This is a genomic window from Telluria sp. ZB4P34 (genome assembly GCF_059686055.1).
The window spans coordinates 266889-291044 of sequence record NZ_JCASIF010000001.1; the positions used below are offsets into that span (position 1 = coordinate 266889).

At 68.1% G+C, this 24156-nt stretch carries 18 protein-coding genes; 10 read left to right on the top strand and 8 right to left on the bottom strand.

The window, feature by feature from the left end; translation table 11 throughout:
• The first annotated feature begins 30 nt into the window (after window positions 1–30).
• From AC56KL_RS01200 to AC56KL_RS01210, 3 genes are all read left to right on the top strand, one after another.
• On the top strand, window positions 31–1263 hold the full coding sequence (locus AC56KL_RS01200) for a metal-dependent hydrolase (RefSeq protein WP_497178329.1): 1233 nt from the start codon (window positions 31–33) through the stop codon (window positions 1261–1263).
• A gap of 230 nt (window positions 1264–1493) precedes the next feature.
• A complete protein-coding gene (locus AC56KL_RS01205) occupies window positions 1494–1916 on the top strand; it encodes a hypothetical protein (protein ID WP_497178330.1) in 423 nt (140 codons plus the stop codon).
• A gap of 24 nt (window positions 1917–1940) precedes the next feature.
• A complete protein-coding gene (locus tag AC56KL_RS01210) occupies window positions 1941–2324 on the top strand; it encodes a hypothetical protein (protein ID WP_497178331.1) in 384 nt (127 codons plus the stop codon).
• A 19-nt stretch (window positions 2325–2343) separates the two neighbouring features.
• Here AC56KL_RS01210 and AC56KL_RS01215 read toward each other — a convergent pair whose 3' ends face one another.
• Window positions 2344–3564 carry an MFS transporter gene (locus tag AC56KL_RS01215; protein WP_497178332.1) on the bottom strand — a complete coding sequence of 407 codons (1221 nt, stop codon included), beginning with the start codon at window positions 3562–3564 and terminating at the stop codon, window positions 2344–2346.
• 87 nt (window positions 3565–3651) lie between these two features.
• Between AC56KL_RS01215 and AC56KL_RS01220 the strand changes: the two genes are divergently transcribed.
• On the top strand, window positions 3652–4437 hold the full coding sequence (locus tag AC56KL_RS01220; RefSeq protein ID WP_497178333.1) for an AraC family transcriptional regulator: 786 nt from the start codon (window positions 3652–3654) through the stop codon (window positions 4435–4437).
• Window positions 4438–4455: 18 nt separating this feature from the next.
• Here AC56KL_RS01220 and AC56KL_RS01225 read toward each other — a convergent pair whose 3' ends face one another.
• Both AC56KL_RS01225 and AC56KL_RS01230 read right to left on the bottom strand, forming a co-directional pair.
• Window positions 4456–5700: a sensor histidine kinase gene (locus tag AC56KL_RS01225; RefSeq protein ID WP_497178334.1), complete on the bottom strand. Its 1245-nt coding sequence runs from the start codon at window positions 5698–5700 to the stop codon at window positions 4456–4458.
• Complete coding sequence (locus tag AC56KL_RS01230) at window positions 5690–7063, bottom strand: sigma-54-dependent transcriptional regulator (RefSeq protein ID WP_497178335.1); 1374 nt, start codon at window positions 7061–7063, stop codon at window positions 5690–5692. The genes AC56KL_RS01225 and AC56KL_RS01230 overlap by 11 nt, the downstream gene beginning before the upstream one ends.
• 216 nt (window positions 7064–7279) lie before the next feature.
• Between AC56KL_RS01230 and AC56KL_RS01235 the strand changes: the two genes are divergently transcribed.
• From AC56KL_RS01235 to AC56KL_RS01250, 4 genes are all read left to right on the top strand, one after another.
• Entirely contained in the window at window positions 7280–8560 is a 1281-nt protein-coding gene (locus AC56KL_RS01235) for an efflux RND transporter periplasmic adaptor subunit (RefSeq protein WP_497178336.1), read from the top strand.
• A 36-nt stretch (window positions 8561–8596) separates the two neighbouring features.
• Window positions 8597–9277 carry an ABC transporter ATP-binding protein gene (locus AC56KL_RS01240; RefSeq protein ID WP_497178337.1) on the top strand — a complete coding sequence of 227 codons (681 nt, stop codon included), beginning with the start codon at window positions 8597–8599 and terminating at the stop codon, window positions 9275–9277.
• A gap of 11 nt (window positions 9278–9288) precedes the next feature.
• Window positions 9289–11715 (top strand): ABC transporter permease, encoded by a 2427-nt coding sequence (locus AC56KL_RS01245; RefSeq protein WP_497178338.1) that lies wholly within the window; start codon window positions 9289–9291, stop codon window positions 11713–11715.
• 570 nt (window positions 11716–12285) lie between these two features.
• Window positions 12286–14310 (top strand): DUF4214 domain-containing protein, encoded by a 2025-nt coding sequence (locus AC56KL_RS01250; protein WP_497178339.1) that lies wholly within the window; start codon window positions 12286–12288, stop codon window positions 14308–14310.
• Window positions 14311–14878: 568 nt separating this feature from the next.
• On the opposite strand, the gene lldD is transcribed toward AC56KL_RS01250, so the two are convergent.
• From lldD to AC56KL_RS01270, 4 genes are read right to left on the bottom strand one after another with little or no spacing between them, the layout of a single operon-like run.
• The gene (gene lldD / locus AC56KL_RS01255) at window positions 14879–16048 is read right to left on the bottom strand and encodes an FMN-dependent L-lactate dehydrogenase LldD (RefSeq protein WP_497178340.1); all 1170 of its coding nucleotides are present in this window, start codon (window positions 16046–16048) and stop codon (window positions 14879–14881) included.
• A 58-nt stretch (window positions 16049–16106) separates the two neighbouring features.
• Window positions 16107–17087 carry a carbohydrate kinase family protein gene (locus AC56KL_RS01260; RefSeq protein WP_497178341.1) on the bottom strand — a complete coding sequence of 327 codons (981 nt, stop codon included), beginning with the start codon at window positions 17085–17087 and terminating at the stop codon, window positions 16107–16109.
• Window positions 17084–17962, bottom strand: coding sequence for an alpha/beta hydrolase (locus AC56KL_RS01265; RefSeq protein ID WP_497178342.1), 879 nt, complete (start codon window positions 17960–17962; stop codon window positions 17084–17086). The genes AC56KL_RS01260 and AC56KL_RS01265 overlap by 4 nt, the downstream gene beginning before the upstream one ends.
• Complete coding sequence (locus AC56KL_RS01270; protein ID WP_497178343.1) at window positions 17955–18599, bottom strand: TetR/AcrR family transcriptional regulator; 645 nt, start codon at window positions 18597–18599, stop codon at window positions 17955–17957. The genes AC56KL_RS01265 and AC56KL_RS01270 overlap by 8 nt, the downstream gene beginning before the upstream one ends.
• Window positions 18600–18712: 113 nt before the next feature.
• Between AC56KL_RS01270 and dalD the strand changes: the two genes are divergently transcribed.
• Window positions 18713–20122 carry a D-arabinitol 4-dehydrogenase gene (dalD, locus tag AC56KL_RS01275; protein WP_497178344.1) on the top strand — a complete coding sequence of 470 codons (1410 nt, stop codon included), beginning with the start codon at window positions 18713–18715 and terminating at the stop codon, window positions 20120–20122.
• Here dalD and AC56KL_RS01280 read toward each other — a convergent pair.
• The gene (locus AC56KL_RS01280; protein ID WP_497178345.1) at window positions 20085–20555 is read right to left on the bottom strand and encodes an Lrp/AsnC family transcriptional regulator; all 471 of its coding nucleotides are present in this window, start codon (window positions 20553–20555) and stop codon (window positions 20085–20087) included. The two genes, dalD and AC56KL_RS01280, sit on opposite strands and share 38 nt — an antisense overlap.
• A 134-nt stretch (window positions 20556–20689) precedes the next feature.
• Here AC56KL_RS01280 and AC56KL_RS01285 point away from each other — a divergent pair, with 134 nt between their 5' ends.
• The gene (locus AC56KL_RS01285; protein ID WP_497178346.1) at window positions 20690–24145 is read left to right on the top strand and encodes an indolepyruvate ferredoxin oxidoreductase family protein; all 3456 of its coding nucleotides are present in this window, start codon (window positions 20690–20692) and stop codon (window positions 24143–24145) included.
• Window positions 24146–24156 lie beyond the last annotated feature (11 nt).

Below are 24156 nucleotides of genomic sequence, written 5' to 3' on the forward strand. Positions count from 1 at the left end.
CAAATGTTGTCCTTCGTGTAAGCTATTGGCATGGATAACATGACCCATTCGCTGGTCGGCCTGGCCCTGGGCGAGCTGGTCGAGCGCGCCCTGCCGGCGCCGGCCGACCCAAGTCTCGGGCGGCTGCGCCGCCGCGCCCTGCTCCTCACCGGCCTGCTTGCCAGTAATTTCCCCGACCTGGACCTGGTCCTCACGCCGCTGCTGCCGGCGCCGCTCGGCTACCTGATCCACCACCGCGGCCACACGCATACCCTGCTCTACGCCCTGCCCCAGGTGGCGCTGCTGCTGGCCCTGGCCTGGCTGCTGTGGCCGGGCATGCGCCGGCTGCTGCGCCAGGACCGCGGCGCGCGCCACGCCGTGTTGGGGACCGCCCTGCTCGGCATGGTGCTTCACCTGTCCTTCGATGCGCTCAATGTGTACGGGATCCACCCGTTCCACCCGGTCGATTCGCGCTGGCTGTACGGCGACCTGGTCTTCATCGTCGAACCGGTGTTCTGGACCGCGCTCGGCGTCGCGCTGGCGCTGGCGGCGCGCCGCGCCTTCTCGCGCCGGCTGGGGCTGGCCTTCTTCGCCGCCATGCCGGTGCTGTTCACCTGGCTGGGCTACCTGCAGTGGGGCTCGCTCGCCGGGCTGGCGGCGGTGGCGCTGGCGGTCCTTGCCGCCCGTCGACGCATGGGCGCGCGCGCCGGCCTGGTGGCCGCCCTGCTCGCCTGCGTAGGCTTCGTCGGCATCCAGGCCGTGGCCGGCCATGCGGCGCGCGGCGAGATCCGCGCCGCGCTGGCCCAGGCGGCTCCGGGCAGCCGGGTGCTCGACATCGCCTTGTCCGCGTTCCCGGCCAACCCGCTGTGCTGGTCCTTCGCCACCGTGAGCACAGGACCCGGGGCGGACGCCTATGGCGTGCGGGTCGGCGTGCTCAGCCTCGCCCCGGACCGCACGCCCGTTTCCGCCTGTCCGGCGCGCTTCGGCGGGCTACCCGGCAGCCTGGCCACGGCGCTCGCATGGAAGCACGTCGAGACCGGCAGTCTCGCCAACTTCCGGACGCTGCAGCGGACCAACTGCCATTTCGACGCCTGGCTGCGCTTCGCGCGCGTGCCCTCGCTCGTCGGCGGTGTGGGCACCGACATCCGCTTCGGCCCGCCCGGCCAGCCCAATTTCTCGACGATCCCGTATGCGGTCCGGGCGGCCGCGCCTTGTCCGTCCCCGCTGGCGGGGTGGGGCTATCCGCGCGCCGACCTGCTCGGGTGGAAAGCGGCGGGCCCCTAGCCCCGGCTCAGGCGGACAACGGCCCCTGCGCCGGCATCCATGACGGCGCACGGGCCTGCGCCGCTTCGCACCCGTGGCACGGCTGCTGTCCGCGGCCAGAATCCCGTATTGCATCCTGCTGTTCGTGGCGCGCCTGCAGTCTCGTGATCTCCGGAAACGAATGTTTCGTCCGTTACGGTTTGGAACAATTTCGAATCGTGCATACGCGCAGCGGGGATTACGATTTGTACATGAACTTCAGCTTTATAACTCCATCCAGCGACGTGTGCCTGGTCAAGCTTTGGGCCAGCGGGCGCTACGGTTTTTCGCTGCCGAAGAAGGTCGAGATCACCGGACCGGACGGCGCTACCTCGACTTATCTTTACCATAGTCGGAAAGTCGGGCTGTCTTCCGAACTCACCAACCGTACGCTTGTCAGAATCGCGATCGCCCAGTTCCTGGCCGGGGCTGCGGACGGGGGTGCAGACGATCCTGCGGGGAAGGTCTGCGAGGTCGACGACAGCCTGGCGCCGTTCACCGGCGCCCTGACCCAGATCCGTCCGTTCGCCCCGCCTCCGCCGCCTCCGCGGGTGCGGCCGTCGCGGATCATGCCCAGGTCTGTTGCCGCTCGGGCGGCATCCGGCAGCGCCGCCTGCGTCGAGGAGGCGGCATGACAACATCACGCAAGAGGTAGAAGCATGCGCATCACGTTCACACCAGGCCAGGTGGCCATGCTCGTCGGCAGGGCCGAACGCCAGCTCGAACAGATCGTCACCGACTCGATCCGCGAGGCCGGCGGCGGGCGCAACATCGCGCGCGCAGGGCAGCACATGCTGCACGAGACCGTGGTCACCCTGATCCGCCTGTATCGCGAACAGGTGCCGGGCGGCGCGCCGGTCGCCACCCGCATCGCGCGCGCCTACGCCAAGGGCGCCGATGCGCGCAGCGGGACCCCGACGCTGGCCTGCGTACGCACGATCCTGTCGATCGTGCACGACAGCCGCGAACTGCTGGCGGAGACACTGCCACCACCACCGGACCTGCAGCCGCAGGCGCCCGCGCAGGCGGCTGCCAACGGCTGAGCCGCCGTTCCGATCCGCCTCAGGCCACGCCGAGCCGGCGCGCCCGCGTGCTCCCGCCCACGCCCACCGCCGTGGCAATCGCAAGCGCCTGGAACAGGGCCACGCCGGCGAACACCCAGCCGGGGCGTCCGGCATCCATCACCAGCCCGAACAGCAGCGGTCCGATCGCCAGCCCGCTATCCAGGCCCGAATACACGACGCCGTACACGCGGCCGGTCGCCCCCTGCGGAGCCGCGGCGCGGATCATCAGGTCGCGCGAGGGTCCCGCCACGCCCGAGCACAGGCCGATCAGCCCCATGAGCGGCAGCGCCATCCAGGCCGGGCCCGCGCCGGCGGCCAGCACCAGGGCCAGCAGCGCCGCCGCCGAAAAGGCCAGCGCTACGGTGCGGTCGTGGTGCTGCGCACGGGCGCCGAGAAAGCCGCCCGCCACCATGCCCAGTGCGGAGGCCAGCATGTAGGCGGTATACGAGCTGGTGGCGAGCGTATGCGAGATCCCGTACAGCGCTTCCAGGCTGATCGTCGCGAAACTCTGGATGCCCCCCAGCGCCACTGCCGTGAGCAGGAAGAAGCCGAAGCAGAGCCACACGGCGCGCAGCTTCAGGAAGTCGAGCGTGCCTCCCTGCCTGCCCTGCGCGGCCCCGGCCTGGCGCCGGAGCGGGTCGGGATACAGCACGTGGCGGTTCAGCACCAGCAACGCCAGCACGGCCACCGGCAGCGCCGCCGCCGCCAGCAGCGCCGCGCGCCAGCCGTGGCTGGCTGCGATCGCGGTCAGGAAGATCGGCGCCGCGGCCCAGCCGATGTTGCCGCTGATGCCGTGCACCGAGAAGCCGTGCGCCAGCCGCTCGCGCGAGACGCGCTGGTTCAGCAGCGTGTAGTCGGCCGGATGGAAGACGGCGTTGCCGGCGCCGGCCAGCAGCGCGCCGGCCATCAGCCCCGCATAGCCTTCGGCCGTGGACAGCGCCAGCGCCGACACGCCCAGCATCGCCATGCCGGAGAACAGTACGGCGCGCGCGCTGACCCGGTCGACCACGAAGCCGGCCAGCGCCTGGCCCACGCCGGAGACGACGAAGAACACCGTCATCAACAGGCCCAGCTCGGTATAGCTCAGTCCGAACGCAGGCTTGAGCCAGGGGATCAGGGCCGCCAGGATCAGGTGGTAGAAATGCGAGGTGCCATGGGCCAGGCCCACCAGGCCGATCACGCGGGCATCCCGCCGCAGGGTGTTGTTGTCGCTGCTCATGCCATCCCTCTTGCTGAAAACGCCAGTCTAAGCAGATTGCGGCCGTCCGATTTAAGATAGCGTGTCAACATTTGTCGAGAACCTGCCATGCGTACGCTAGCTCCCACCCAAGGACCGGGCCCCACCGGCGAGCGTCCCGTAAGCCTGTGGGCGCGCGACCTCCCGGCCGACGTATCGGTGGGTGCGCACAGCCACGAATGGGGGCAGCTGACCTACGCCGCCAACGGCATGGTGCGCGTCAGCGCCGACGCCAGCAGCTGGATCGTGCCGCCACAGCGTGCGATCTGGATCGCGCCCAACGTCGTGCACGAGGTCACGATGCTGGAACCGGCCTGCCTGAGTCCCTTGCGCATCCATGCCTCGCGCGACCCCTTCCAGGGCGAGCGCTGCCGCGTGGTGGAGGTGAGCAGCCTGCTGCGCGAACTGATCGCCGCGCTCGAGCCGGGCGTACAGCCGCGCGACCCGCAACGTGCGCAGCTGGTGGGCGAGCTGATCCTGGACGAGCTGGCGCGCGCGCCTTCGCGCCCGATCCGCGTGCCGCTGCCGGGCGACAAGCGCTTGAGGCAGCTCTGCCAGGCCCTCATCGACGCGCCCGGCGACACCCGGACGCTGGCCGACTGGGCGCGCGCCGCCGGCGCTTCCGAGCGCACCCTGGCGCGCCTGTTCGAGCGCGAGCTGGGCATGAGCTTCGGCCAGTGGCGCCAGCAGGTGCGCCTGGCGCATGCCGCTTCCCTGATCGCGCGCGGCATGCCGCTGTGGCAGGTGGCGCAGCAGCTCGGCTACGCCAGCCAGTCGGCCTTCACGGCGATGTTCAGGAAGACCTTCGGCACGACGCCATCCAGTTTTTTCGCGGACGACCGGCGGCGCGGCTAGCGCGCGCCTTTGCATACGTCAAAAACTGATGACGAAACGCGCGCCGGCGCCGACCGGGCGCGCGTAGCGCACCGTGCCGCCGTTCGCGTGCACCAGGTGGCGCACCATGGCCAGGCCGATGCCGCCGCCCTGCTTCTTGGTGGTAAAGAAGGGGGTGAAGATATGCGGGATGAGCTCGACCGGCACGCCGGGGCCGTCGTCCAGCACCTCGATGCGCAAGCGGCCGCCGCGCACCAGGCGCGCACCGACGCGGGCGCCCGCCCCGGGCACGGCGGCGCTGGCCTCGAAGGCATTCTTGAGCAGGTTGATCAGGGCCTGCTCCAGCTGGCCCGGGTCGGCCACCAGCTCGAGCGAGCCCGGTTCCACCGTGAACTGCACCTCGCCGCCGCGCCCGCGCCAGGCGGGCGACACCAGGGCGCGCACCCGCTCGAACAGGGAAGCCACGTGGATCCGTTCGGGGCGCGCCGGCGGCACATTGGACAGGCTGCGGTAGCTCGATACGAAGTCGGCCAGGCTGTCCGCGCGCCGGCTGATGGCGTCCAGCGCCGTCACCAGGTCGTGCCCCACGTCCGGCGGCAGCGAGTCGCGGCAGTCTTCCAGCATCTCGCGCGCCGTGCGCGACAGCGAGGCCACCGGCGTCAGCGAATTCATGATTTCATGGGTCAGCACGTGCACCAGCTGGCGCCAGGCATTCAGGGCCTCGGCTTCCAGCTCGCTCTCGACCGGCATCAGGGCCGCCAGGCGCTGCGGATTGCCCTGCAGTGCGAGCAGCGACACCGCCAGCAGCGCACGCTCCACACCGCGCTCCGTATCGAACTGGATCATGCTGCGGCGTTCGCCCGGCTCGCCGGCCAGTTGCCGGTACAGGCTGGCCGGATCGCTGGCGCGTCCGGGCGCCACCAGCTTGCGCGCATTGCCGTTGAGCGGCGCCACCTTGCTGTCGGCGCCCGCGCCCTCGATGCGAAACAGCGCGATGGGCGCATGTTCCAGGCTGCTCTCGAGCGCCAGCGCACTGTCGACCAGGTGCTGCTGCTCGATGGTGAGCACGGCCTTCGGCTCGGGCGGCTTCGGGTGGCGCAGCATGGCGAGGCGCTCCAGGCAGCGCCATAGGGTGAGCAGCAGCGGCAGCGCGGCCAGGCCGCACAGCACCACCAGGCGCGGCGAGTCATGCACGGTGCCGGCGCCGAAGCCCAGGGTCGCCACCCCAGTTACGCACAGCAGGACGGCCGCCTTGAGCCGGCCCTCGCGCGCGCTAGATTCCATGCTTGCCCAGCTTGCGGTACAGCGCGGCGCGGCTCAATCCGAGCATGCGCGCCGCCAGGCTGATGTTGCCCTTGGCCTTGTCGAGCGCGGCAGCGATGGTCTCGCGCTCCAGCGCGCCCAGGCTGAATTCCTCGCCCTGCGGCGCGGCCTCCGCCACGGGCGCCGGCGCTGGCGCGGCGGGCGGCGCAGTGAACGTGGCGGCGGCCGGCGCCGCCAGGCCGAAGTCCTCGAAACGGTACTCCGCCTGCGGGGCCAGGATCGCCGCGCGCTCGCAGGCGTGGCGCAGCGCGCGCACGTTGCCGGGCCAGGGCCAGGCGCACAGCGCTTCCTGCACGCTGGGCCCCAGCTCGCGCACCGGACGGCCGTACTGGCCTTCGTACAGCGACAGGTAGTGGTGCAGCAGCTGCGGGATATCCTCGCGCCGCGCGCGCAGCGGCGGCACCCGCAGCACGATGGTGTTCAGGCGGAACAGCAGGTCGGGCCGGAACACGGACGGATCGAACAGGCGTTCCTCGCTCAGGTTGGTGGCGCTGACGACGCGCACGTCGATCGGCTCGGCCCGGTCCGCCCCCAGCGGCGTCACTTCGCGCCGCTCGAGCGCGGTGAGCAGCTTGGCCTGGGCGCCGAGCGGCATGTTGCCGATCTCGTCGAGGAACAGGCTGCCGCCGCGCGCCGCCTGGAACCGGCCGGCGCGGTCGGCACGCGCATCGGTGAACGAACCCTTGCGGTGGCCAAACAGCTCACTCTCGAAGGTCGCCTCCGGCAAGGCGCCCATGTCCACCGCCAGGAAGGTGCCGGCGGCGCGGCTTGATGCCGCATGGATGGCGCGCGCCACCAGTTCCTTGCCGACGCCGTTCTCGCCCAGCACCATCACGTTGGCCTCGGTCGGGGCGACGGCGGCGATCATGGCGCGCAACTCGCGCATCGGGGCGGATTCGCCCATCAGGGGCGAGGCGCCGGCGGGCGCGGCGGCCGTGCGGCGCGCCAGCGCACCCTCGACGGCTGCCACCAGGCGGGCGTTGTCCCAGGGCTTGGTGATGAAGTCGCTGGCGCCGCGCTTGAGGGCCTCCACCGCGAGCGGAATGTCGGCATAGGCCGTGAGCGCGATCACGCCGGGCGGGCGCGGCAACGCGCGCAGGCGGTCCAGCACGGCCAGCCCCTCGGCGCCGTCGATGCGACCCGGGGTGAAGTTCAGGTCGAGCAGCACCACGTCGGGCGCGCCTTGCGCCAGCTGCGCGTCCAGGCCGCGCGGGTCGCCCAGCGTCGCCACCTTGCCATGCCGGCGGCGCAGCAGCATCTGCGCCGCGCAGGCGACGTCCTCGTCGTCGTCGAGGATCAGGATCGAAGCGGTGGAAGGAAGCATTCTGGGCCATGCAGGGAGGACAGACCCGCATTCTAGCAGCGGCAAACACCCCGGTGGACAGTCCGCCGGACACCTGTCCGCCTATGAACATGCATACCTGTCCGATTCCGGACACTTTTGCCCGGAAGGGTGTCCGCAGGGGGTGAAAACGGGGTGGCACGGTAGTTGCAAAGACTGGACCATCTCAACCCGCAGTCTCGAAGCAAGCAAAAACACATGGACCGACTCCCTCCCCAAGCCGTCACCGGCGCCGCCATGGACGTTGTAATACCCAAGCGCCGCGGCAAGCTGTATGTGCGCGCCGCCGTCACGCTGGCCCTGCTAGCCGCCTTCGGCGCAGGCGCCTGGCACTTCATGCCGCACGGCCTGCAGGTGCCGGCCGCCGACGTGCGCATCGCCGGCGCCGCGAACGGCATCTTCCGCGACGACATCGTGGTGCGCGCCACCGCCCAGCCGCTCAATTCCATCATGCTCGACTCGGTCGAATCCGGCCGGGTGGAAGAAGTACTGGTGCAGGACGGCCAGACCGTCGAGAAAGGCCAGCTGCTGTTCCGCCTGTCCAACCCGCTGCGCAACCTGGCGCTGCTGGAGCGCCAGGCCGAACAGGCGCAGCAGATCTCGAACCTGGCGAACCTGCGCGTGGCCCAGGAAACCAGCCGCAGCGAGCACCGCCGGCGCCTGTCCGACCTCGAGTTCGCATTCCAGCAGGCCGAGAAACAGCATGCCCGCAACAGCCGCCTGTCCCAGCAGGGCTTCATCTCGGCGGTGGCGCTGGAGGAGTCCGCCGACCGGCTGGCGCAGCAGCGCCGCAGCCTGGACAACGAACGGCGCCGTTTCGACACCGAAGAAAGCGTGCGCCAGCGCGGCCTGCAGCAGATGGAAACGGCGATCGACGGCTTCGCCTCCGGCCTGCAGCTGGTGAGCGCCACGGTGGACGCCCTGGCGGTGCGCGCACCCAGCGCCGGCATGCTGACCGACTTCCGCCTGCAGGTCGGCCAGACCGTGCAGCCCAACCAGAACATCGGCCGCATCGACGACCCCAAACGCTTCAAGCTCAAGCTCGAGATCGACGAGTTCTACCTGAGCCGCGTCACGCGCGGCCTGGCCGGCAGCATTACCCAGGACGGCAAGCAGTACCCGCTGCGGGTCAGCGCCGTGTTCCCCCAGATCCGCGAAGGCCGCTTCACCGCCGAGATGGTGTTCACGGGAGACCAGCCGGCGGTCATCAACCCGGGCCAGAGCCTGGACGCCCAGCTGACCCTGGGACAAAGCACCCAGGCCCTGCTGCTGCCGACCGGGGCATTCGTGAACGACACCGGCGGCGCCTGGGTCTTCGTGGTGGACAAGGAAAGCGGCCGCGCTGGGAAGCGCAGCGTGCGCCTGGGCCGCCGCAACAACAGCCACGTCGAGGTCCTGTCGGGCCTGGCCGCCGGCGAGCAGGTCATCATTTCCAGTTACGGGCCGTTCGGCAAGGCCGAGCAGCTCCAGATCGATTAACTATCCAACAGACGAACAAGAACGAAAGGAAGCACCATGCTGAAACTCAGGGGCGTGTCCAAGATCCACCAGGCGGGCGAAGTCCAGACCCGCGCCCTCGACCGCGTCGACCTCGACATCGCGGCCGGCGAATACGTCGCCATCACCGGGCCCTCCGGCTGCGGCAAGTCCACCCTGCTGAGCGTGCTCGGCCTGCTGGACGTACCGAACGAAGGCGACTACTTCTTCGAAGGACAGAACGTGGCCGGCTGGAGCGAGGCGCGCTTGAACGCGCTGCGTCGCGGCCGGGTCGGCTTCATCTTCCAGAGCTTCAACCTGATCGAAGAACTGAGCGTGTACGAGAACGTCGAGCTGGCCCTGGAATACACCGGCACCGCGGCGCCTGAGCGCCGCCGCCGCGTGGAAGCCATGCTGGAGCGCCTCGGCGTGGCGCACCGCGCCAAACACCGCCCGTCCCAGCTCTCCGGCGGCCAGCAGCAGCGCGTGGCGATCGCGCGCGCGCTGGTGGCGGAACCGGCCATGCTGCTGGCCGACGAACCGACCGGCAACCTGGACACGGCGCACGGCGACGAGGTGATGCGCCTGCTGCGCAACATCAACCTTGATGGCACCACGGTCGTCATGGTCACCCACTCGCCGGCGCACGCGGCCCAGGCCTCGCGCACCCTGCACCTGGTCGATGGCCGCGTGGTGGTCGACGCCCTGCAGGCAGCATGAGGAGCGCCCCGATGATCCTGCGCGACGCATTGCGTGACTTCCGCATCGGCTGGCGGCTGCTGGTCAAGGAATCCGGCTACTCGGCCGTGGTGGTGCTGGGCCTGGCGGTCGGCTTCGCGGCCTGCTTCCTGCTGCTCGGCTACGTGGCCCATTCGCTGTCCTACGACCGCCACGTGCCGCAGCGCGAGCAGGTGTTCCGCCTGATGCAGAAGTGGAACACCTCGAGCGCGAGCGGCAACTGGAGCAATTCGTCCAGCCTGCCCGCGCGCGACGCCGTTCTCGCCAGCGGCGCGCCGGTACTGGCCAGCGCCTTCATCGAACGCGACATCGACGTGCGTCCGGTCGGCAGCGCCAGCGGCCAGGTGCAGACCATCAGCGTGACCGTGGTCGATCCCGACTTCCGCCGCATCCTCGCCCCGCAGGTGCTCGCGGGCGACCTGGCCGCCGCGCTGGCGCGCCCGGATGCCCTGGCCCTTACCCGCGAGACCGCCACCAGGCTGTTCGGCCGCGAAGACGTGGTCGGCAAGACCGTGCAGGTGGCCGGCCAGCCCTACCAGGTGCTGGCCGTACTCGAGGACCAGCCGGCCGCCACTACCCTGCCCTTCACGGCGCTGGCGGGCATCCAGACAGGCATCTGGAAGCAGGAATACCGCCAGCTGGTCACCACCAACTGGGGTTCCTCGCACGGCGGCGTCTATGTCAGGCTGATGCCGGGCGCCGACCCGCAGGCCGTGCTCGGCTCGGTGCGCCGCGCGATGCTGGCCTCCAGCTTCTACCAGCGCATGAGTCCGGACCAGATCGCCTCGCTGAACGGCAAGGACCTGATCGACTTCCGCCTCGGGCCCCTGAGCGAAGCCTACCTCGACCCACTGATCAAGGACGCCTCGCCCACCCACGGCGACCGCAAGACCATCTTCGGCCTGGCCGCCGTGGGCGTGCTGATCCTGGTGCTGGCCGCCACCAACTACGTCAACCTGGCCACCGTGCGCACCGTGCGCCGCCAGCGCGAGATCGCCGTGCGCAAGGTGCTGGGCGCCAGCACGGGCACGGTCAGCCGCCACTTCCTGGCCGAATCGGTGCTGGTGTGCCTGATCGCCACCGCGATCGGCATGCTGCTGGCCTGGCTGCTGCTGCCGGTATTCGCCGACCTCGTGCAGCGCAAGCTGGACCGCATGTTCACGCCGGTGTCGCTCGGCCTGAGCCTGCTGCTGGGCTGTTTCGTCGGCCTGCTGGCCGGCGCCTATCCTGCCTGGTCGGCCATCAAGGTGCGCCCCACCGCGGCGCTGGCCGGCCGCGGCAACAGCGAGACCGTGGGCGGACTGCGCCTGCGCCGCATCCTCACCGTGCTGCAGTTCGCCACCGCGATGGGCCTGACCAGCCTGACCCTGGCCGTGGCCTGGCAGACCCGCTACGCCAGCAGTCTCGATCCGGGCTTCGACGCCGCGCCCCTGCTGATCGTGCCGACCCCGGACGACATGCGCGACGCCAAGGTGCGCGCCTTCCGCGATGCGCTGGTCCGCTTGCCGGGCGTGAGCGGGGTGGCGGTCAGCGACGCCCCGGTGACCACCAACTTCAACAGCACCTCGCTGCGCCGCGATGGCGGCGCGCCGATCGAGATCAACTGGACCCGCGTCAGTCCCGAGTTCTTCGGGGTCTATGGCCTGAAGCCGGTCACAGGCCGGCTGTACGATGCGAGCCGCGACAAGCCCGAGGACGACGGCAAGCTGGTCATCAACGAGGCGGCCGCGCGCAAGTTCGGCTTCGCCAGCGCCGAGGATGCGGTGGGCAAGTTCATCCGCACCCCGCACGACAGCGACACCATGCAGGTGGTGGGAGTGGCCCCGAACATCCGCCACCGCTCGGCGCGCGAGGAGATGCAGGCCACCGTCTACTTCCTGGGCAACCAGACCGGCGTGTTCACCGTACGCAGCGGGCAGGACGGCGTCGCGGTGCAGCGCGCCATCGAGGAGATGTGGCCGCGCTACTTCCCGAACGACGTTCTGGAAGTGCAGCGCATGGCCAGCCTGTATGCGCGCAACTACGAGGATGACCTGCGCCTGGCCAAGCTCTTGGCCGCGTCGAGCGTGATCGCCACGGCGATCGCCGCCTTCGGCATCTACGTGCTGGCCGCCTACAGCGTGCAGCGCAAGGCGCGCGAGATCGTGCTGCGCAAGCTGTACGGCGCCGGCAGCTCCGCGATCGGCCGCCTGGTGGCGCGCGAGTTCGTGGTGCTGATCGGGATCGGCGCGCTGTTCGGCCTGCCGGTGGCCTTCGTGGCGGTGCAACGCTACCTGGCCAGCTTCACGGAACAGGCGCCGGTGGGGGCCTGGACGCTGGCGGCCGCCCTCCTGACGGCCGGGCTGGTGGCGATGGGGTCCACCGTGCGCCATGCGGTGGCGGCGATGCAGATTCGGCCGGCGCAGGCGCTGCGCGAGTAAGCGGCGCTCCACCATCGTTGGGGGAAGCATGGAGGCCGGGCGCTAGGGAGCATCCGGCCTTTTTTCCTGGCGCTGGATCGATTAGAAGCTGCGGACGAAACCTGTTTCTTGCTGCGATGGCAGCAAGCTCGGACACTGAGCCATTCCAAGGTCTGCACTCGGCTACAAGCGGGCTTGGCAGAATTCCATGCTGGCGTATTTCGATTAATTAATTTTAGTAAGTGCACGGACTGATGCCAATTGCAGCTCCTCGGGTCTGCATCGTATTAAATTAGACCTTGAATATTCCCTTCCCGACGTCCAGAATGAAGAACATGGGCATGACGCTGGCCGGGCCTTGCTGTTGCACGCGATCACTACGCGAATCTCATCATCGGTGCCACTTCATTGTGCGCTCCACAACCGTTGTTTTACGGAATGGCACCGAAAGCATGCACTTTACCTCTGATTAATAATTTCCTCTACGCTTCGACGCCTCGCAGGTGTCGGAGCCGCCTCCAATTCGGCTGAAATACGCGAGGGGATTGTTCTCATCGGTTACTGGTCCATGCAGGACTTGCCAAAGACTTCATGCAGAAATATCAAACAATTCGCGATGGCACGGAGTGGGAGGCGTACAGCAAAGGAAAAGTCGACGTAAACGAACAATTCAGGACTACCGAGGAATCCCAGGCGATCAATTCGGGATTCGGTCCGATAACAGCGCACATGAACATCTCGCAGTTATCAGCTGGTAGCGAATCTCTGGATTATGACTATTTCACTATCTTTATTCAGAATAGCGGTACGGAGATCAGTGTACTTCCTGATCTAGCTGTATTTGGGACATCGCTTGGAATCGAGACTGCAGTATCAGCGCAATTTTTCGAGGTGATGTTTGAACGCACTATTTTCGAAGACCATAGGGTCGAGGAACGTCACTATGTGATCGACCGCCAGCACGAGTTCAAGACAGATAGTATCGCCGAGTCGATAGCAACGGCACGTGGCTGGACCTCAGTGTTACTACCATATGAGTCTTATACGACGACAACCGATGCAGGTGCCGGAGGATTGATTTCCGACTTTACCGGCGTGGATGCGAAAAAAATTTACGAATACCACACCGGCATATATGTGGTTGAAGTCGCGGGCGCAGCAGCCGATTATAACGAGCTTACCAAGGGAAACACCGATCAGCAGAATGCGGGAAGGTATTTGATCGCCTTTGGTAGCCCAACAGGCCAGCGAGCTGCCGCATGGGGCGACGGGTGGATCAATACTATCAAGTTACAAGGGCAAAGTGGGCCTGCCACGCCGGTTCCGCCGACCATGCCGGTCGCGCCTGCCTTGTTTCCTTTGCCTTCCAACTTGACATGGACAGAAGCTGGCGCTGGCACTTATACGTCGCCAGCCTATGGGTATGATGCAGTTACCGACACGTGGTCGGTTAGCGGCATTGCGCCGCTCCCCGATGCTTCTTCCGATGACCTCAGCTACTTCGGCAAGTTGACCATACAAACCTTGGTGAGTCAGTTCTCAGGCGCCATGAGTGATCTCGCGCTTGAGAAATTCATCAAGCCTTTTTTGCCTGAAGGAGTATACAAGCCAGCCCAGTCTGCCGATGTGATTGAGTTTGGCCTGATGCAGAAGCGGTTCTTCACGGATGTGCTCAATGAACTCAACAAGGGATTCGATGCTGTATCGGGAGACTCTGTTTGGACCGAAGACGCTGTCATTGAACGGGTCAGGCAACATAATTCTGATCTGCAAATTTGGCTCGCGGATCATTTGGACAATGAACCCGCCGGATATTTCCTTCAGGCGGTCGAGAACACTCGGTTGGTCATGCGTCATAGCGACATCACGATGACCATGCAGCGCCGTGATATTGTCCCGAGCTACCGTACCGACGAGGGGCATTCGGTAGCCATCCTTGGCGCTGCGGTGGGTGACACATTGTACGGTGCCGAGAGCGAGGACCTGCTGATTGGCCAGGACGGCAACGACATGCTATTCGGCGGTGGCGGAAACGACCGGTTCGTCGCGTCAGCGGGGGCAAACATTGTAGATGGTGGAGCCGGCCTCGATACAATTGACATCTCTGGCGCACGAAGCATGTCTACGCTTGTTCACAATGGCGAGAACTGGCGAGTGGAAAGTTCGGCCGGTCGTTACGACATACTCATTGACGTTGAACGGGTTCGATTTAACGATGTTGCAGTAGCTCTCGATTTGGGTGGCAATGCAGGTCAAGTGTATCGAATTTATCAGGCAGCTTTTGATCGAGCGCCGGATTTGATCGGAATTGGCTTCTGGATCAGCAGAATGGATAGTGGTGTTAGTCTGAATCAGATTGCCGAAGGGTTCGTATCCTCATCCGAATTCAGGACGATGTACGGGAGTGATCCGGAAAGTACTGAACTGGTCAAGGGCTTGTATCAAAATATATTGCGTCGTGCCCCAGAGCAAGGTGGTTTGGATTTCTGGGTGGACGTGCTGAGTCGAGGAGGGACGATACGCGACGTTCTAGTCGGAATTAGCGAAAGCCGCGAGAACATAGACGGTGTAGCTGGACTAATCGCAGGCGGCATTACGTACACCCCTTACGGGTAGATCTGCTTTTCCCCGCGCGATGGACACTTTGGATAGGTATTAGGTTCTTATTGGAGGCATAACATGTGGCGCGTGACAGACGCTTATTCTCAGAAGAATTCATGCACGAAGCAGTCAAGCTGGTAGGCCAGCCAGGTGCGAGCAAGGCGGTAACAGGCGGCGACCTTGGCATTGGCGCCAATTTGCCGAGACGATGGCGCAGCGGCGCCATCGTCGAAACAAAGGTCGCAGTGGGGCGAAAAGGTGTCGGCCCCGGAGTATGTCAGCACGCGCCGCGCACTGGCGAATATCAAGACGGAGCGCGCCAATGTAAAAAAAGCGCTCGGCTATTCTGCAACCGACCTCAAGTGAACTACGGCGATGGATGAAAGCAGCCTGCATCGAGGCCTGTCACGAACAGCGTCAGGCGTCAGGCCAGCTGAAGCATCAGTCCACGCCAGTGCGCCCAATCTGCCGGGAAGTGTCCGTGACAATGGGGGATAGGCCACCTGTGGCTCAAGACTTGCAACTTGCATGCCGCATGGGCGTCTGCTTCGGGTCGGTACCAGCATTCACGACTACGATCGCGTCAGGCAGCCGAGCGCGTGACCCGAGGCGGAATCGCCGATTCGGCCAACAAATGGGGCCCGACATCCCGTAGCGATTTCACGCCAGTGAGCACCATGTTCGTGCGAATGTCCTTCTCCATGATCGCCAGCAGGCGCTCGACCCCGGCCTGCCCTTGCGCCGCCAGCGCGTACACGAAAGCGCGGCCGATCAAGACACCGTCGGCGCCCAGCGCGAGCATGCGGAAGACATCGGTGCCGGTACGGATGCCGCCGTCGACGAAAACCGTCATTCGGCCCTGCACGGCGGCGGCGATCGACGGCAGCGCTCTAGCCGTCGACAGGGCGCCATCGAGCTGCCGTCCGCCATGGTTCGAGACGACGATCCCGTCGGCGCCAAAGGCCAGTGCGTCGCGCGCATCGTCCTCGTCGAGGATGCCCTTGATGACCAGGCGTCCCTTCCACTCGTCGCGGATCCACTGCAGGTCCTGCCAGCTGATCCCGGGATCGAAGTTGGCGCCGATCCAGCCCATGAAGTCCTCGAGTCCGGTGGCGCCGCCGAGGTAGGCCGAGATATTGCCCAGGTTGTGCGGGCGGCCGAACAGGCCCACGTCGAGCGCCCAGCGCGGACGGCGCATGGCCTGGAGAATGCGCCGCATCCCCGCGTTCGGGCCGCTCATGCCGCTGTGCGCATCGCGGTAGCGCGCGCCCGGCACCGGCGTGTCGACCGTGAACACCAGTGTCGACGCGCCCAGGTCGCCGGCGCGCCGCATGACGTCGCGCATGAAGCCGCGGTCCTTCAGCACATACAGCTGGAACCACTGCGGCTTCGCGGCCTGGGCTGCCACTTCAGCCAGCGAGCACACCGACATCGTCGACTGGATGAAGGGGATGTTGCGGCGATCGGCGGCGCGCACGGCCTGCACTTCCCCGCGCCGCGCATACATGCCGGTCAGGCCGACCGGCGCGAGCGCGATCGGCAAATCATAGCGCTGGCCGAACCACTCGGCGCCCAGGTCGAGCGTCTCGGAACCGCGCAGCACGCGCTGGCGAAGCTTGACGGCTTGCAGGTCATCGACGTTGGCGCGCATCGTCTCCTCCGCGCCGGCGCCGCCGTCGATGTAATGGAACAGGAAAGGCGGCAGGACGCGCTGCGCCGCGGCGCGGAAGTCGGTAGCGGAGGAAATGAGCATGACAACGGATCGGGAATGGTCGGGTGATCGGTATGCAGGGCCGGAACCCTGCGGCGGATTATTCGTTCAAGGCACCCCGTGCGAACCGGCTGACAGGGATCGACGGGCCGTCGCTGACTTCGATGCGCCTGGCGAGGCTTTCCACCTGCGCCTGCGTGACGGGCGCGGCCCCTGCAACCGTACACGCGGCCGCACCGGCGCCCACCGCGCGCGCCAGGTGCTCGCCGCCGGTCCGGTGCGGGTACAGCATGAGGCTGGCGAGCAGTCCGGCCAGGCTGGCGTCGCCCGCGCCGACCGTGTCGATCACCTCGATCGACGGGGGTCGCGCCGTCCACGCATCCTGCCCCTGGCACAGCGAGGCGCCCGCCGCACCACGGGTCAGCAGGAATAGCGCCCGCGGCTGCATGTCCCGCAGCCGCGCAAAAGCGGCGTCGGCATCGGCACAACGGAACAGACCCCGCAGGTCGTCGTCGGACACCTTGATCACGTCGGCCAGCGCGGCCATCGCCGCCAGCGTCGAATCGTAGCGCTCGTCCATCAGCTGGCGGAAATTCGGATCGTAGCTGATGCGCACGCCGCGTCCCTTCAGCTGCCGCGCCAGCGCCAGCAGCGTGGATGCCAGCGGTTCGCGCGCCAGGCTGATGCCGCCGAAGTGGGCCCACTGCAGCGCATCGATCCATCCCGCGGGCAGCAGGGCCGGGTCGAAATGCAGGTCGGCGCTGTCGCTCCCCACGAAGAAATAGCTGGGCGGGTCGAGCGCATGGACCATCGCCAGCAGCGGCGGCTTGGGCAAGACCTGCATGAAGCGCGCGTCCAGCCCGGCCTCCCGGCTGGCCTCCACCAGCGCCGCGCCGAACAGGTCGGCGCTGACGGCGCCGGCAAAGGCGCTCGGCACGCCCATGTGGGCCATCGCGCGCGCCGCGTTCCAGACCGCGCCGCCCGGGCAGCTGCGCCAGTGATCGACGCCGGTCCTCACCATGTCGGTGAGCGCCTCGCCGGCGGCGACGAACACAGGCAAGCCTTGCAGCGCGGCGTTCATGGGCGCCACAGCCAGCGCAGGGTCTCGGCCAGGATCGCGCCGCCGTGCCGCAGCGAGTGCCCGCCATCGCCTTCCACGAAGCGGTGCTCGTAGCCGCGGTAGGCCAGCGCCGCGGCCATTTCGCGGTTGGCCAGCAGCCAGCTGCCGTACAGGATGTCGAGGTCGTGCGCGCCGCTTTGCAGGAACACGCGCAGGGGTTTGACCGGCTCGCGCCGCACGCGGCTCGCCCAGGCGCGCCCGCCGCGGATGTCGACGAAACTGCCGCAATGGGTCAGCACCTTGCCGAAGGCGTCGGGGCGCTCCCAGGCGGCATTGAAGGCGCAATGGCCGCCCGAGCTGATGCCGGCGATCGCGCGCCGCGCCGGGTCGCTCGACACGCGATAGCCGGCCAGCGCTTCCGGCAGCAGTTCCTCGAGCAGGAAGCGCACATAGGCGTCGCCCGTGGCGTCGTATTCGACGCTGCGGTTGCCGCTGCCGCCATAGTCCGGCAGGCCCGGCCCCTGCTCGCCCGGCTCGGCGAACACGGCGATGGTGGGCGGCATGCCGCCCTCGGCGATCAGGACGTCCAGCACGCGCACGGTATTGGCTTCCGGGCCGAGGTAGCGGCTGCCGTCCTGGAACACCATCAGGCAGGCGTCCTCGCCGGCGTCGTACTGCACCGGCACGTAGACCGTGTAAGCGCGTTCGACGCCGGGATAGACCCGGGTGGAGCGGTGCCGGCGCGTGAGCAGACGGCCTTCCGGAACGCCGGCGTCGACTGGCGGCGCGTTGTACGGTTCGTCGACCGTGAGCGCCGCGGCGAAGCGCGGCAGATCGCGCTCGGGCATGCCCGGCATGGCGTCCAGCAGCATCTGGTGCAGTGGCGAATCAGGCACGGCTGGCTCCTTCCCGGGCTGGCGCGCCGCAGCGCGCCAGCAGGCGTTCGAAACCGGCCCGGGCGCGCGCAGTCGCGCTGTGCTGCTCGAGCAGGCGGGTGTCGTGCTGGGCCGCGAGCAGCAGGGCGTAGATCTCGAACACCAGCTGGCTCGGGTCCAGGTCGCTGGCCAGGTGTTGCAGCAGCACCGCCTGGCGCGCGCCCTCTTCGAAGGCGTCGCGCCAGGCGTTGACGCTGTCGGTCAGCGCATGGCGCACCGCGCCCGGCCGGTCGTCGTATTCGGCGGCGCAGCTGATATAGAAGCAGCCCGCGGAACTCGTGGCCTGTCCCGACTCCACCTGCTTCAGGCTCATGTCGAACAGGTGCCGCAGGCGCGGCAGGCCGGGCGCCATGCGCTGCGACGGCTGCAGCACCTGGGCCTCGAAGCGCTGGCGGTAGTTCGCCAGCACCGCCAGCTGCAGCGTCTCGCGCGAGCCGACCCGGCTGAACACGCCGCTCTTGCTCATCTTCATGGAATCGGCCAGTGTGCCGAGCGTCAGCGCCTCCAGCCCGTCATGGCTTGCCACGCCGAGCGCGTGCTCGATGATCGCGGCGCGGGTCGTTTCCGATTTGCTCTTGGAATCCCGGAATGCAGTCACGGTTGGTCTCCTCATTTTTTACAACCTGTCATACAGGTTTGTAGTAGATTGGCAGATATATCGCGCGATCGCAAGAAAAACCCCCATACCTATCCAACAGGACCCTCGATCATATGCAAGCACACGACAGCGTCATCCTCCACCTCGGCCTGGGCGCCTTCCACCGCGCGCACCAGGCGGCGTATCTGCAGGACCTGCTGGACGCCGGCGAGGCCGGGTGGACCATCGTCGCCGCGAATATCCGTCCCGATCCGCTCGACCCAGGCGAAACGATGCGCGCGCAGGACTGCGCCTACACGCTCGAAACCGTGACGCCGGATGGCGCCTATGCCTACCGCAGCATCCGCGCCATCTCGGCCGTCCTCGACTACGAGCCGTCCCTGGGCGCGGTGCTCGCCGCCGGCGCCGACGCCGCGACGCGCATCATCTCCTTCACCGTCACCGAAGCCGGCTACTTCCTGGGCGTCGACGGCCGGCTCGACCTGTCATCGCAAGACCTGCACGCCAGCATCGGGAATGCGCGCCGCGGCGAACCGGGCGCCACCATCTACAGCGTGCTGGCCGCCATCCTGCGCGCGCGCCGCGCCGCCGATGCGGGCCCCATCACCCTGCTGTGCTGCGACAACCTGCGCCACAACGGCGACCGGGTGCGTCAGGGCTTGAGCCAGTTCCTCGCGCTGGCCGAAGAACCCGATCTGCTGGCGTGGATGGCCCGGAACACGCGCTTTCCGAATTCCATGGTAGACCGCATCACGCCGCGCGCGACGCCGGAGCTGCGCGCCCGCGTGCTGGCCGCCACCGGGCGCGATGACCCCGCCGCGGTGATGAGCGAATCGTACATCGAGTGGGTGATCGAAGACGACTTCTGCAACGGCCGCCCGGCCTGGGAGCGCGTGGGCGCGCGCATGGTGGAATCGGTGGCGCCCTTCGAGGAAGCCAAGATCCGCATCCTGAACGCGAGCCACAGCGGCATCGCCTGGGCCGGCGCCCTGCTGGGCTACGGCTATATCCATGAAGGCATGCGCGATGCGCGCATCCGCGCCCTGGTGCACGACTACGTGACCGGCGCCGTGTTCGACTGCCTGCGTCCGAGTCCGGTGCACCTGGAAGCCTACCGCGACGCCGTGATCGCGCGCTTTTCCGGCGACGCCGTGCGCGACACGGTGGACCGGGTGCTGGCCGACAGCCTGGCCAAGCTGCCGGGCTTTATCGTGCCGACCATCCGCGAGCGCATGGCGCGCGGCCTCGGGCTGGAGGCGGTGGCGCCCTTGCCGGCCCTGTACCTGGCTTTCCTGGTGCGCTGGCGGGCCGGCCTGCTGCAGGCCGACTACCGCGACGCCGCGCTCGACGAAGGCTTCGTGCAGCGCGTGTGCGGCGCCGGCGACGCGCTCGCGGCCTTCTGTGCGGAGCCGGCGCTGTGGGGCGAACTGGCCGGGTCGACCGCGCTGGTGCGGGCCCTGCGCGCCGCTTACGAGGGCCTGGACTTCATGCCAGCGCCGATGCCCGGTTCAGCACCGTCCTGAGCGCGAAGCCCGACTTGATGTGGGCCACGCCCGGGATGCGCGTGAGCGTGCGCGTCAGGAACTGGTGATAGGTTTCCAGGTCCGGCACCACCACGCGCAGGCTGTAGTCGGCGTCGCCCGTCATCAGGAAGCAGCTCATCACCTCGGGCGCGGCCACGATCGCTTCTTCGAAGCGGGCCAGCGTTTCTTCCGACTGCGAAGTGAGCGTCACCGCGACCAGCACGCTCATGCGGCCAGCCAGCCGGGCCTCGTCCAGCTTGGCCACATAGCCCTGGATATACCCGGCTTCCTCCAGGCGCCGCACCCGGCGCAGGGTGGGGGTGAGCGACAGGCCGACCAGGTCGGCCAGCTCGCTCCAGGCGATGCGGCCGTCCTGCGCAAGCTGGCGCAGGATCTTACGGTCGATCCTGTCGATGTCGGTTTCCTTGGTCATATCCACCTACTCTTTCTGCCAGTTCGTAGCAATTTACGCCAATTCACAGCACAAGTTTAACCGCTTTCAGTCCCAATCGCTCCGCCCTTGCTCCTAAAATTTCTCTCATTCCGATAACAAGCACACGGGGACGAATGATGGAACTTTCACGCAAGGCGCCGCGCGCCAGCATCTACCAACAGGCGCAGGGCCAGGTCTTCCTCACGGGGATACAGGCGCTGGTGCTGCTGCCCATGCTGCAGCGCCGCCTCGACCGGGCGCAGGGTCTTTCCACGGCCGGCCTGGTCTCGGGCTACCGCGGCTCGCCGCTGGGCGCCTACGACCAGCAGCTGTGGAAGGCGCAGGACGACCTGGCCGCCCACGACATCGTGTTCCAGCCTGGCCTGAACGAGGACCTGGCCGCCACCGCGCTGTGGGGCGCGCAGATGCATACCGCCTTCGGGCCGGGCCGGGTCGACGGCGTATTCGGCATCTGGTACGGCAAGGGCCCGGGCGTGGACCGCACCGGCGACGTGTTCCGCACCGCGAACATGCTCGGCACCTCGCCGCTGGGCGGCGTGCTGGCCGTGTCGGGCGACGACCATGCGGCCCAATCCTCGATGTACCCGCACCAGACCGACGGCATCTTCCATGCGGCCTCGATGCCGGTGCTGCAGCCGGCCAGCGTGCGCGAAGTCATCGAGCTGGGCCTGGCAGGCATCGCCCTGTCGCGCTACTGCGGGCTGTGGGTGGGCCTCAAGACCATCGCCGAGGTGGTGGAAACCGCCGCCACCTTCAGCCTGCCGGAGGCTCCCGTCTTCGTCACGCCGCCCGGCCCGGCCCCAAACCATGGCTACAACTGGGACCCGACACTGGCCTGGCCGGGCCAGCGCGCCGAACTCGAACGCCGCCTGGTCGACGAGCGCCTGCCCGCCGCGCGCGCCTGGGCGCGCGCCAACCGCATCGACCGCACGGTCGTGGAGGCGGCGCAGCGGCGCTTCGGAATCGTCACGGTGGGCAAGGCGCACCAGGACCTGATGCAGGCCTTCGCCGACCTCGGCCTGGGCATGGACGAGGTGGCCGCGATGGGCATTTCCGTGTACAAGGTGGCGATGAGCTGGCCGCTCGAGACCGAGGGCGCCTGCGCCTTTGCCGGCGGCCACGAGGAAGTGCTGGTGGTCGAAGAAAAACGCAGCAATGTCGAAGCGCAGCTGAAGGACGCCCTGTACGGCCTGGAGGGCGCGGCGCGCCCGCGCGTCAGCGGCAAGGGCGGCGCCGTGCTGCCCGAGATCTCCGAATTCACGCCCCTGATCGTGGCGCGCGCGCTGGCGGCGCGCTTCGGCGAGGCCTTGCCGCTGCTGCGCGAGCGCCTGGCCGCGATCGACCGGCCACGGGCGGCCGGGCCGGGCGCGGTGATCCCGATCCGCGCGCCCTACTTCTGCTCCGGTTGCCCGCACAATACTTCGACCCGCACGCCGGAAGGCTCGCGCAGCGGCGGCGGTATCGGCTGCCATGTGATGGCGCTGGCCCAGCCCGAACTCAAGACGACTACTTTCTCGCAGATGGGCGGCGAAGGCGCGCAGTGGCTGGGCGCCGCGCCCTTCTCCACGACCGGCCACCTGTTCCAGAACCTGGGCGACGGCACCTACCAGCACTCCGGCCTGCTGGCCATCCGCGCAGCGGTGGCGGCTGGCACCAACATCACCTACAAGATCCTGTACAACGACGCGGTGGCCATGACCGGCGGCCAGGCGGCCGAAGGCGTGATCGACCCGGCCCGCATCACGCGCCAGCTGCATGCGGAAGGCGTCGGGCGCATCGCCCTGGTGTCGGAAGACCCGGCGCGCTGGCTGGACGCCGGCGACCTGGCGCCGGGCGTCACGGTGCACGCGCGCAGCACGCTCGACGCGGTCCAGCGCGAACTGCGCGCGATTCCCGGCGTGAGCGCCATCGTCTACGAGCAGACCTGCGCCTCCGAGAAGCGCCGCCGCCGCAAGCGCGGCCAGCTGCCCGATCCCGACAGGCGCATCTTCATCAACGAGCGCGTCTGCGAGGGCTGCGGCGACTGCTCGGTGCAGTCGAACTGCATCGCGATCGAGCCGCTCGAAACCGCCTATGGGCGCAAGCGCAAGATCAACCAGAGCGCCTGCAACAAGGATGTCTCCTGCGCCAAGGGCTTCTGCCCGAGCTTCGTCGAGATCGAAGGCGCACGCCTGCGCAAGCCCGACGATGCACGCCTGCGCGCGCTGGAGGCGCGCCTGGCGCCGGCCCTGCCCCTGCCCGCGCTGCCGGCGCTGGGAGACAGCTTCAACGTGGTCGTCACCGGCATCGGCGGCAGCGGCGTGCTGACCATGGGCGCCCTGCTCGGCGCCGCCGCCCACCTCGAGGGCAAGGCCGCCACCGTGCTCGATTTCACCGGCCTGGCGCAAAAGAATGGCGCGGTGGTCAGCCAGGTGCGCATCGCCGCCACGGCGCAGCACATCGGCGCGGTGCGGGTCGGACCGGGCGCAGCCGACCTGCTGCTGGGCGCGGACCTCGTCGTCGCCGCGGCAGGCGACAACCTGGCGCGGCTCTCGCCCACGCGCACGGCCAGCGTCGTCAATACCGACCAGGCCCCGACTTCCGCCGTGGTGCGCCAGCGCGACGCCACCCAGCCCACCGGCCTGATGCTCGACCGGGTGCGCCACCACTCCATGCCTGGCGCCTTCCATGGCGTTTCCGCCAGCAGCCTGGCCCAGTCGCTGTTCGGCGACACCGTGGTCGCGCACACCCTGATGCTGGGCTATGCCTGGCAGCGGGGGCTGGTGCCGCTGTCGCAGGCAGCGATCGAAGAGGCGATCGAACGCAACGGCGCTGCCGTGGCGCTGAACAAGCGGGCCTTCGCCTGGGGACGGATCGCCGCGGCCGATCCGGCGGCGCTGCTCGAGGCGAACACGCCGAGCGCGCCGGCGGCGCCGCAGGTCCTGGACGACCTGGTGATCGCACGTACGGCCGAGTTGAGCGCTTACCAGGACGCGGCGTATGCGGCGCGCTACCGCAGGCTGGTGGAACTGGCCCGCGCCGCCGAAGCGCGCGTCGCTCCGGACAGCGAAGCCATCGCCCGCAGCGTGGCGGAGAACGCCTATCGCCTGATGGCCTACAAGGATGAGTACGAAGTGGCGCGCCTGTACGGCAGCGCCGAATTCAAGGCTTCGCTGGCCGCGCAGTTCTCGGACACCCGCAAGGTCTCGCTGTGGCTGGCCCCGCCGCTGCTCTCGCGCATCGACCCGGACACCGGCCGGCCGAAGAAACGCAAGTTCGGTCCCTGGATCCTGCCCGCCTTCGCGCTGCTGGCGCGACTGAAATTCCTGCGCGGCAGCCGCTTCGATCCCTTCGGCCAGACGCAGGAACGGCGCGCGGAACGGCGCCTGGCCGAGGACTACCTGGCAGTGATGGCCGGCGCCTGCGCCACGCTCGAGCGCGACGGACTGGCGCGGGCGCTGCAGCTGGCGCAGCTGCCGCAGGAGGTGCGCGGCTTCGGCCCGGTCAAGGAAGCGGCGATGCAGGCGTATTGGGAAAAGCAGGCGGCGCTGTTGGCGGCGCCCCAGGCCGGTTTGCGCACCGGCACCTGAGGCGCCGGCCG